This window comes from uncultured Sphingomonas sp., assembly GCF_946477935.1.
Lineage (GTDB): Bacteria > Pseudomonadota > Alphaproteobacteria > Sphingomonadales > Sphingomonadaceae > Sphingomonas.
Map to the genome: position 1 here is coordinate 1 of NZ_CAMLAC010000121.1, position 10629 is coordinate 10629.

The window sequence follows — 10629 nt, forward strand, 5'->3', positions numbered from 1 at the left end:
CTGCTACGCTGCTCGCTCTGCGCCGAACACACCCCCGACCAGATCCAGCGCGTACTCTCCATGTTCGCGACCGCTGGACGGGCCGTCGGCGTTATCGGCTAAGCCCTTCACCCCGCTTCCCTCGCACCGTCGACTGCGATAGCGTCCTTCCCGTGGAGCGGACCGAAGCCGAATCCGTCGGTCGCGAGCGCGGCACGACCTGGCGAACCATCGCGCTCGTCGTCATGGGGCTGGCCGGCGCGGTGACGCTGGTGATGCTGATCGTCACCCTCGCCCACGCCAATCGCCAGCGCGACCGTGCGCTCGATCTGCAGCAGCACTCCTATGACGTGATGATCCTGGCCCGGACGCTGGCCGGCACGATCGCCCGGTCGGAGGCGTCGCTCGGCCGCTACGTCATCTCCGGCGATCGCCAGCTCGGCCAGCTCTACTTCGATGAATGGACGCTCGCCCGCTCGCAGATCGACCGGCTCGAGCACATCACCTACGACAATCCGGCGCAGCGCCCGCTGATCGCGCGCCTGCGCGGCGCCTATGATACGCGCGGCGAGGAACTGTCCGCGATCGCGCTCGCCACCACCTACAATAAGAACAGCCTGGCCTATGCGCGCTACTATCAGGCTCGGCAGGGCGTTTCGCTGGCGCAGATCACCGGCACGCTGGACGGCATCATCCGCTCCGAACGTGCCCTGTTGTCGGAGCGGACCGCCGACGCCAACGGCTCGGTACAGCGGTCCAGCCGCATTGCGGGGGGGCTTGCGGTCTTCGGCATTCTGATCGTGGCGGGGGCCATCGCGCTGGGGTGGATGACGGTGCAGGCGGTGGGCGAGCGGGCGGCGGCGCGGGCGGATGCCGAAGCCGCGCGCGCGCGCGCCGAGGAACTGTCCGCCGCAGTGGACGAGGCGACCGCCGAGCTGAAGGTGCAGGAGGCCAAGCTGCGCCAGGCGCAGAAGATGGATGCGGTCGGCCAGTTGACCGGCGGCATCGCGCACGATTTCAACAACATGCTGGCTGTCGTCCTTGGAGGCCTCGAACTGGCGCGCCGTGCCGCGCCGGGTGACCATGCTGCGCTGCAACGCCATATCGACAGCGCGACGGAGGGTGCGAACCGTGCTGCCGCGCTTACCCGTCGTCTGCTCGCCTTCAGCCGCGAGGAATCGCTGAAGCCACAGGCCATCCTGCCCGCGTCGCTGGTCGCCGGGATGACCGATCTGCTCGACCGCACGCTGGGCGACGCGATCGAGTTGATCGTCGACGATCGCTCCACCGGCTGGCGCGTCCATGCCGACCGGGTGCAACTGGAGAACGCCATCCTGAACCTGGCGGTCAACGCACGCGATGCGATGCACGGTCGCGGCATCCTGACCATCACCACCAGTGAGATCGCACTTGCCGACGGCGCGGTGGGCCAGTGCGTCGCGGGCGACTATGTCGTGCTGTCGGTCACCGACACCGGCAGCGGCATGACGCCCGAGGTGGCCGAGCGCGTGTTCGAGCCCTTCTTCACCACCAAACCCGTCGGCAAGGGCACCGGCCTCGGCCTCAGCCAGATTTTCGGCCTTGTCGGCCAGCTTGGCGGCGACGTGGCGCTGCGCACTGCGCCCGGCGCCGGCACCACCGTCACCCTGTACCTGCCGCGTGACCGCAGCGCGACGCCCGCCGCCCTGCCCGTCGAGCCGGTCACGCCTGCCCCTTCGGCCCCCACGGCCCTGTCGGTGCTGGTGGTCGAGGATGATCCGCGCGTTCTGGCCGCCACGATGGGCGCGCTGGAGGAACTGGGCCACCACGCGCTGCCCTGCGACGACCCCCTCGCAGCCCCCGGGATGCTGGGAGCCAACCCGGATATCCAGCTTGTCATCTCCGACGTACTGATGCCGCGCCAGACCGGGCCGGAGATGATCGCCGGCCTAGGCGACCGCTTTCCCGACCTTGCCGTCCTGTTCGTCACCGGCTTTGCGGGGGAGGCCAATGCGGCGATGTTCGGCGAGCACGAACTGCTCCGCAAACCCTTTACCTTGACCGCCCTAGAACGCGGCATCGCCGCCGCCATGGCCCGGACCGCACAGCGCCAGCCCTCTTCCATCGCGGCCGAATAACGCCCCACATACTTGGGACATAATTGGGGCTGACGCGCGGGCGCCACGTTCGTATAGCCGAATTCCCTGCCCGCCCGAGCACCCTTAAGCCACCGCATGAAATCCATCGACCGCTACATGGCCCGGCTGATCGCGTTGCCGCTGTTCGCGACGCTGGTCATCGCTGCGATGCTGCTGGTGCTGGACCGCATCCGCCGCCTGTTCGACTTCGTGGCGACGCAGGGCGGACCGATCAGCGTGGTGTGGCGCATGCTGGCCAACCTGCTGCCCGAATATCTGGGTCTGGGCATTCCGATCGGGCTGATGCTGGGCATCCTTCTCGCCTTCCGCCGGCTTGCCACCTCGTCCGAGCTGGACGTGATGCGCGGCGTCGGCATGAGCTACACCCGGCTGTTGCGCGTGCCCTATATGTACGCGATCGTGCTGGCCGCGCTCAACCTGGCGATCGTCGGCTATGTCCAGCCGATCGCCCGCTATTACTATGAAGGGCTGCGCTACGAGCTGCGCACCGGCGCGCTCGGCGCCTCCATCAAGGTCGGCGAATTCACCCATCTGGGCAACCGGATGACGCTGCGGATCGAGGAAAGCCGCGACAAGGGCCGCGACCTGTCCGGCATCTTCGTCCATGCGCAGACCGGCAAGGGCGACTGGATCGGCGTCACGGCCGAGCGTGGCCGCTTTCTCGCCACCGACGATCCCAACGTCATCATCTTCCGTCTGACCAACGGCACGCTGATCCACGACCGGCAAAGCTTTCGCGCACCCCGCGTGCTGACCTTCTCCAGCCACGATCTGCCGATCGACCTGCCCAAGTTCGAGAATTTCCGTCAGCGCGGCGGCCGCGACCTAGAGTTCACCCTGCCCGAACTCGCCCGCCACGGGCAGGAAGCGCAGTCGGAGGAAGCCCGCGACGGCAGCCGCGCCGAATTCCACTTCCGGCTGGTGGAGGTGGTGACGATGTTCCTGTTGCCGCTGCTCGCGGTGGCACTCGGCATCCCGCCAAAGCGATCCACCTCCGCGCTCGGCGTCTTCCTGTCGATCGTGATGCTGGTCACCTATCACAAGGTCAACCAGTACGCCGCCGACATCGGCGCGCTCGGCCGGGTCGATCCGCTGATCGCGCTTTGGGGGCCGTTCGCGATCTTCGCAGGGATCGTCGTCTGGATGTATTACGTCACCGCCTATGTGCCCGGCGGCCAGCCGATCGGCATCTTGGAGCGCAGCTTCGCCAAGCTGGCCAAGCTGTTCACCCGCTGGCTGCCGGGGCCGCGCCGCCGTGCCCGCGAGATGCGCGCGCGTGAAGCGGAGACCAAGGCATGAGGCTGTCCGCCATCTTCCCGTCGCGCACTATCGCCATCTATATGGCCAAGCTGTTCCTGGTCCGCACCTTCGCGATCATGGCGGCTCTCGTACTGGTTCTCCAGGCGCTCGACCTGCTGTCCGAATCGGGTAACATCCTGGCGGTGCCGGGCAATGGCGATGGCGAGGTGTGGCGCTACGTCTCGCTGCGCGCGCCGCAGATCATCTCGTTCGTGCTGCCCTTCTCGGTGCTGCTCGGCACGATCCTGACGCTCATCACGATGAACCAGAATTCAGAGGTGATCGCGCTGAAGGCGGGTGGCCTGTCCGCGCATCAGGTGCTGGCGCCGCTGCTGCTCGCCAGTGCGGGCGTCGCGGTGATCAGCTTCGCGTTCAACGATCGCATCACCCCGCGCGCCACCGCGACGCTGAACGCGTGGCAGAAGGTCGATTACGGCCCCCTGCCGATCGACAGCGGTGACCGTTCCAACGTCTGGGTCCGCGATGGCGGCGATCTGTTGCAGGTGGACCTGATCCGCGGCCGCGGCGCGGCCACGCAACTGGGCGGCGTGACGCTGTACGATCGCACCGGCGGCTCGCTGCGCAGCATCGTGCGCGCACCGCGCGGCCAGCGCGAGGGCAGTGCCTGGCGGATCGGCCCCGGCACCCGCTTCGACGTGGCGAGCGGCCAGGTGACGCGCTTCGCCTCGATGGTCGTCGGCAACGGCGTCACCCCCGAACAACTGACGCTGGCCGGCGTCGATGCCGACAGCCTGTCCTTCCGCGGTCTGTCGGAGGCGATCGACGACCTGCAGAAAGCCGGCCGCCCCACCAAGGCGCTGGAGGGATCACTGTGGCACAAGCTGTCCGGCCCCCTTTCCGCCGTGCTGATGCCGCTGCTGGGCGCCGTCGCGGCCTTTGGCGTCGCGCGGTCGGGCAAGCTGTTCGTGCGCGCGATCATCGGCATGGCCCTTGGCTTTGCCTATTTCGTCGCGGACAATTTCGCGCTGGCGATGGGCAATCTCGGCGCCTACCCGCCCTTCCTCGCCGCCTGGGCACCGTTCCTGCTGTTCTTCCTGATCGGCGAAGCGGTGTTGATCCGGACGGAGGAATAGCGAAGCCTCCTCCGTTCGGCCGCGAACGGGCAGTGCGCCTTCACCCCACCCCCGTTCGTGCTGAGCGAAGTCGAAGCACCGGCGATACGGCATGGCCTTCGACTTCGCTCAGGCTGAACGGGTTTTGGGTAGAACGCCTTCCACCACGAAGGGCAGTGCACAAAAAAAGGGGAGCGGCACCGCCACTCCCCCGCATCATCTCACATCGCGACCGTGCTTAGCGACGAACCGTCATCGTACTGCGCACGATCTTGTTCACCAGCCCCGGCAAGCCCTTGTAGCTTGCCTTGTGATAGGGCGATCCCGGCTCCAGCGCGGCGGTCACCCGGCGATGGGCCTCGCCCAGATTATGATAGGGCACGCCCGGCAGCAGGTGGTGCAGCGCGTGATAGCGCAAGCCCACCGGTGCCCACAAAGCGGGCAGCAAGGACGGCGGCGGCACGTTGACCGAGTCGAGATACTGCGCGGTCACCGTCATCGCCTCGCCGTCATTCTCCCACAGGTGCGCCACCAGCGTGCGGACCTGGTTGACCACCGCGACGCCCGACCCGATCGCCATCGCGATCAGGAAGCCGCGCACCGGGATGACGCCCGTCGCCACCATGGCGACGATCGCGATCGCCCAGACGCTCGCCGCGGTCTCCACGCGGTTCCACATCTTCGCCGCCTCGCCCTCGGGCATGCGGCGACGGAATTGCGGGTTGATCGCCAGTGCCGAATACCGCTCGACCACCACGCGGCGGAAACCGGGGATCACCAGCGACAGCGGCGACAGGATGGCGAAGCGGATCAGCAGGCCCAGCGGCGCCAGTGCGGACACCAGGATGAACACCGGCAGCGTCCACGGCTTCATCAGCGCGAGCGGCAGATATTCCGGATCCTCGACCGTGCCGTAGCGCGTCTTGGCATGGTGGAAGTTATGCACGCCCTCATACATGAAGGACGGGGTCAGCATCGGCACGCCGACCAGCGCGTTCCAGCCGCCACGAAAACGCGGCAGCGCCGCATGCTTCATGTGGCTGACTTCGTGGATGAAGCTGAGCGCGCGGTACAGCGCCAGCATCGACACCACGCCCGCCGCAATGGCAAGGGCCGTGGAGCCGGCGGTCACCGCCACCGCCAGCGCGCCGTAACCGATCACGGCGGAGGCGATCAGGTCCGCCCAATAGATGCGTGGACGCGGCGCGATCAGGTCGCGCGTCAACTCAGCCGCGGTGCGCAGCATCGTCTTGTCGTCGGCGATGCGGTGCGACGACAGCTTGGCCGCAGCAGCACCGCCGGCAGCGCTCCGGGCGAGGGAAAGCGTGGTGTCCATGACCTTATCCATTGCCATCAGATAATGGCGGGACCGTGGCATTTACAGCTTGGCGGCGTGGCGGCGCTGGCGGAATCCTCACTCGCTATGATCGACGGATGCGTTTAGGACGCGCGTCACTTATCGATTGCGGGAACGACCATGGCCGACACGTTGACGATCCGACCGGTGCTGACGCAGCGCGACCGCAAGGCGTTCGTCGACCTGCCCTTTCGCCTGTATGCCGACGATCCCAACTGGGTGCCGCCGCTGAAAGGCGAAGCGCTGGGGCTGATCACGCCCGAGAAGAACGGCTGGTACAGCCATGCCAAGGCGCAGCTGTTTCTGGCCGAAGAGAAGGGCCGCGTCGTGGGCCGCATCTCCGCGCATATCGACACGCTGGCGCTGACCATGCCCGTCGAGCAGGGCTTCGGCCCCGGGATCGGCCAATGGGGCCTGATGGACGCCGAACGGCAGGACGTTTTCCAGGCATTGCTGGCGGCTGCAGAAGGCTGGCTGCGCGAACAGGGCATGACCCGTGCGATGGGGCCGGTTTCGCAATCGATCTGGGAGGAGCCGGGCCTGCTGGTCGATGGCTATGATCATGCGCCGACGATCATGATGGGCCATGCCAAGCCCGAATATCGCGGCTGGATCGAGGGCGCGGGCTACGGCGTGATCAAGCAGCTCTTTACCTACGAGCTGGACATCACCCAGGAATTTCCGCCCATCGTGAAGCGGATCATCCAGTCGGGCGAGAAAAACCCGCGCATCCGCGTGCGCGAGGTGAACAAGGCGAAGTTCGAGGAGGAGGCCGCGATCATCCTCGACATCCTGAACGATGCCTGGGCGGACAATTGGGGCTTTGTCCCCCTCACCCCGCCCGAGATCAAGGATGTCGGCGTCAAGTTGAAGCCGATCGTGTTCAACGACCTGATCCGCATCGCGGAACTGGACGGCAAGCCGGTCGCCTTCATGATCACGCTGCCCGACCTGAACGAAGCCATCAAGCCGCTGAACGGCAGCCTGCTGCCCTTCGGCTGGGCCAAGCTGCTGCTCTGGCTGCGCAAGCCCCAGGTTCGCACGATGCGCGTGCCGCTGATGGGCGTGCGCAAGGATTTGCAGTCCTCGCGCATGGCCAGCCAACTGGCCTTCATGATGATCGAATATATTCGCCGCGCGTCGGTCACGAAATATGGTGCCAGTCGCGGCGAGATCGGCTGGATCCTTGATGACAATCAGGGCATGCGCTCGATCGCCGAGACGATCCAGAGCCGCGTCAACAAGACCTACAACGTCTACGCGCGCGATCTGTGACGGGCATGCCGGTCAGCGCGTGACCGGCATCAACCCTTGCGCGATCCATTGCCGCATCGTGCGACACACCATCCGCTCGCGCGCCGCGTCGCCGTAGCAATAGCGTTGCTGGCCGCGGGCAGGCTCCTGCGGCGCGGCCAGGGCGGCGGCCATCACCCGCGCATCAATCCGCTCGGGCCTGGCCGCCGCGGCCGCCGCCGCGGCCGCGGCCGCGGTGCCGGCCGTCATGGCCAGCACCGCCACCCCCCATACGCCGCCGGTCACTTTGCCTCCAGCGGATCGAAACCACGGTCCATCCAGTCGGCACGGGTGCGGCATTCCTTGCGCGCGATTCGCGACCCGGTGACAAAGTCCTTGATGCAGTAACGGACCGTGTCGCTCCTGTTGGCGCGAACGGTGCCGCGCTCCGCGTTGGCGGCTGCACTGGGGGCAGCGACCGCGGTGGGGGCCTTCACCACCGGCGCATCCTTGGCGGCAACGGCCACCGGGGCGGTCAGGGCGATGGCAACGGCGATCAGCTTGGCTTGGAACATGATGGTCACTCCCTTGAACACCGGGGCGGCGCCCCGATGTCCCAGCCAGTGCAGCAACCGTGCCAGTTCCCTAACACACGGGAATCCGCCATTTCCACCAGAAACGGGTCCAACGGCCCGCACCAACTCATGGCCAAAGTCGCCAATCCGTAGCGGAATCGGCCGATCAGAAGTGGCGCGCGACCCCGGCATAGAGCCGCGCCGCCGGCGCCCCGCCGGTCAGGCCGAACACCGATCCGATGTCGAACTGCACCACATCGCTCGGCTGCCACGCGACGGCCAGTCCCGCGACCGCCTGCCGCGACGGCTCTACGGGATCGTCATCCCGCCGCCACTGCACCTCGCCGACCAGTTCCCAGGCGTCCGCGACGTCATATTCCAGCCCGATGACGCTGCCATAGGCCAGATGCCGGCCGCCACCATCCTCGTCTGCCGCCGCATCGATCTCTGGCATCAACTCGAACTGCAACGCGTCCGACAGGTCATAGGTCATCGGCACCATCAACCCGGCCGACCATGTCCCCGCCCCCACCGGCGTCCGCCCGACCGGCAGGGTCACGATCGGCTCCACCGCGATGGCAAAGCCATGCCCGTCCGGATTGCGCAGGTTGCGCTTGTATTCCAGCGTGACATCACCGACCCGGTCGGCACGCCGGCCGCTCGCGCCGCGCTCGCGCACATGGCCGAAGGGCGTCCAGCCGACCGCGATCTCGCTCGATGCGTCCAGCCCCAGCCGCACCAGCGTATCGCCGAACAGCCAGGTGTCGGCATCGCTGCCCCGCTCCCAATCGGCGAGCGCGGTCTCGACCATCACCGATCCCGGCTCGACCGTGCAGGCCGGTGAGCTGAGCCCCGGCCGATCGGGGCAAAGATCACGCTGCGCCTGCGCGGCGGCAGGGGCGCCGACCAGCAGAGCCGCCGCCGCCAGCAACAGGCGCATCAGCGCAAGCTGACCCAGGTCGGGGCGTGATCGCTCGCCTTTTCCCGCCCGCGATAGGCCTTGTCCACCCCGGCATCGACCAGCCGGTCGGCGGCCTGCGGGCTGAGCAGCAGATGATCGATGCGGAAGCCGGCATCCCGTTGCCATGCCCCCGCCTGATAATCCCAGAAGGTCCATACCCCGCCCTTGGGCGCACGGGTGCGCAGCGCGTCGGTCCACCCCTGCGCCAGCAACCGGCGATAGGCTTCGCGGCTTTCCGGCTGCATCAACGCATCCTCCGCCATGGCACGGACGGAGAAGGTGTCGTCATCATTGGGGATGACGTTGTAATCCCCCGCCAGCACCGCGGGCACTTCCTGCGCCAGCAACACTTGCGCACGCGCCGCCAGTCGCTCCATCCAGCGCAGCTTGTAATCGAATTTCGGCCCCGGCCGCGGATTGCCGTTGGGCAGGTACAGGGCCGCCACCACGAGCCCGTCCACGTCGCATTCCAGATAGCGGCTCTGTTCGTCCTCGTCCTCGCCGGCCAGGCCACGCTGCCGCTCGACCGGCGTGGCGCCCTTCGCCAGCACCGCCACGCCGTTCCAGCTCTTCTGGCCATGCCAGACCGCGCCGTATCCCGCGGCCTCGATATCGCTCAGCGGAAAGGTCTCGTCACTCGCTTTCAGTTCCTGAAGGCAGACGATGTCGGGCTGCGCCTCGGTCAGATACTCGATCAGCCGCGGCAACCGCGCCTTGATGCCGTTGACGTTGTAGGTGACGATTTTCACGGAAAGCCGATCAGACGGAGAAGCTGGTGCCGCAACCGCAGCCGGACGCCGCGTTGGGGTTGGTCACCCGGAACGCCGCGCCGCCCAGCGACTCGACGTAATCGACCTGCGCACCGCGCACGAGGTCCAGGCTGATGCTGTCCACCACCAGGCGCACGCCATCCGTCTCGGTCACCGCATCGTCGCTGTCGGCAGCGTCGGCAAAGCCGAACTTGTACTGGAACCCCGAACAGCCCCCGCCCTCGACGGACAAACGCAGGATGGCGGGTTTGTTCTGCTTGGCCGCGATGGCCGCGACGCGCGCGGCGGCGGCCTGGGTCAGCCCGATGGCGGAGTCTGCATTGGTCATGGCCGGGGAGATAGGCGCGTCGCGCTCCCCCGGCAATGGCGTCACGCTCAATCCTGCGCGGCGGGGCCGTCGGTGGAAACGGGGATCTGGTGGACGCTGTGATCCTGCGAGGCGAGCAGGTAATCCGCCGTGGTCAGGAAGGGCACGGGGTTCACGGCATGGCCGTCCATGCGCACTTCATAGTGCAGGTGCGGGCCGGTCGAACGCCCGGTCGACCCCATCAGCGCGATCAACTGGCCGCGGTGGACGCGCGCACCATCGGTCACCAGGATCTTGGACAGGTGGCCATAGCGGGTCGCGATGCCCTTGCCATGGTTGATCTCGACCAGATTGCCGTAACCGCCGCGACGATCGGCATGGGCGACGATCCCGTCTGCGGTGGCATAGATCGGGGTGCCGACCGGACCGGGGATGTCGACACCGGCGTGCATCGCCGCGGTGCCGCGGAACGGGTCGGAGCGGATGCCGAAATTGCTGGTGAACTGCAGATTGGCGACCGGCTGGACCGAGGGGATCGCGATCGTCCCTTGCTGCAGGCCGTCCATCTTCTTCCAGCTCTGGAACAGGGTGCGGAACTGCTGGTCGGCGTGCAGGTCGGCGGCGGCTTCGGCGCTGTTGGCCGGGATATACTCACCGCCCATCGCCGCGCCCTTGGCCGGCGCGCTGCGCTTGGCGACCCGCTCGGGCTTCAGGCCGAGCTTGCGGATCGCGGCAGCGGTGTCGGCATAGCGACGGTCGAGCATCGCCTGCGCCGGCACGGCAAGCGCGGCCTGCCGCGTCTCCACCTTGGTCAGCGGCGCCAGTACATGCGCCTCCACGCCGTCTTTGGCGGCCGGTACCGGCAACGTCGCGGCGGCCAGTTCCTTGTTGTAACCCTCGCCGGCCATCACCGCGGTCAGCAGCGCCTGGCGCTGCT

11 protein-coding genes are annotated in these 10629 nt (G+C 67.5%); 4 read left to right on the forward strand and 7 right to left on the reverse strand.

Features of this window, described 5'->3' with window-relative positions; genetic code table 11:
* Nucleotides 1-224 precede the first annotated feature (224 nt).
* The 3 genes from Q0U08_RS12865 (at nucleotide 225) to lptG (ending at nucleotide 4510) form a co-directional block, all read left to right on the forward strand.
* Nucleotides 225-2096: an ATP-binding protein gene (locus Q0U08_RS12865; protein WP_298091801.1), complete on the forward strand. Its 1872-nt coding sequence runs from the start codon at nucleotides 225-227 to the stop codon at nucleotides 2094-2096.
* 96 nt (nucleotides 2097-2192) lie between these two features.
* Complete coding sequence (gene lptF / locus Q0U08_RS12870) at nucleotides 2193-3416, forward strand: LPS export ABC transporter permease LptF (protein WP_298091792.1); 1224 nt, start codon at nucleotides 2193-2195, stop codon at nucleotides 3414-3416.
* Nucleotides 3413-4510, forward strand: coding sequence for an LPS export ABC transporter permease LptG (lptG, locus tag Q0U08_RS12875; protein ID WP_298091793.1), 1098 nt, complete (start codon nucleotides 3413-3415; stop codon nucleotides 4508-4510). Before lptF ends, lptG begins: the two co-directional genes overlap by 4 nt.
* 217 nt (nucleotides 4511-4727) lie before the next feature.
* Here lptG and Q0U08_RS12880 read toward each other — a convergent pair whose 3' ends face one another.
* A complete protein-coding gene (locus tag Q0U08_RS12880) occupies nucleotides 4728-5825 on the reverse strand; it encodes a fatty acid desaturase (protein ID WP_298091794.1) in 1098 nt (365 codons plus the stop codon).
* A gap of 141 nt (nucleotides 5826-5966) precedes the next feature.
* Here Q0U08_RS12880 and Q0U08_RS12885 point away from each other — a divergent pair, with 141 nt between their 5' ends.
* On the forward strand, nucleotides 5967-7121 hold the full coding sequence (locus Q0U08_RS12885) for an N-acetyltransferase (RefSeq protein ID WP_298091795.1): 1155 nt from the start codon (nucleotides 5967-5969) through the stop codon (nucleotides 7119-7121).
* 12 nt (nucleotides 7122-7133) lie between these two features.
* Here Q0U08_RS12885 and Q0U08_RS12890 read toward each other — a convergent pair whose 3' ends face one another.
* The 6 genes from Q0U08_RS12890 to Q0U08_RS12915 all read right to left on the reverse strand — a co-directional run.
* Nucleotides 7134-7358: a hypothetical protein gene (locus tag Q0U08_RS12890; RefSeq protein WP_298091796.1), complete on the reverse strand. Its 225-nt coding sequence runs from the start codon at nucleotides 7356-7358 to the stop codon at nucleotides 7134-7136.
* Between the two features lie 23 nt (nucleotides 7359-7381).
* Complete coding sequence (locus Q0U08_RS12895) at nucleotides 7382-7654, reverse strand: hypothetical protein (RefSeq protein WP_298091797.1); 273 nt, start codon at nucleotides 7652-7654, stop codon at nucleotides 7382-7384.
* Nucleotides 7655-7820: 166 nt separating this feature from the next.
* Entirely contained in the window at nucleotides 7821-8594 is a 774-nt protein-coding gene (locus Q0U08_RS12900) for a transporter (RefSeq protein ID WP_298091798.1), read from the reverse strand.
* A complete protein-coding gene (gene xth, locus Q0U08_RS12905; RefSeq protein ID WP_298091799.1) occupies nucleotides 8594-9364 on the reverse strand; it encodes an exodeoxyribonuclease III in 771 nt (256 codons plus the stop codon). Before xth ends, Q0U08_RS12900 begins: the two co-directional genes overlap by 1 nt.
* 10 nt (nucleotides 9365-9374) lie before the next feature.
* Nucleotides 9375-9713 carry an iron-sulfur cluster insertion protein ErpA gene (gene erpA, locus Q0U08_RS12910; protein WP_298091802.1) on the reverse strand — a complete coding sequence of 113 codons (339 nt, stop codon included), beginning with the start codon at nucleotides 9711-9713 and terminating at the stop codon, nucleotides 9375-9377.
* A 47-nt stretch (nucleotides 9714-9760) separates the two neighbouring features.
* On the reverse strand, nucleotides 9761-10629 hold an 869-nt coding region (locus Q0U08_RS12915; protein WP_298091800.1), incomplete at its 5' end, for a M23 family metallopeptidase.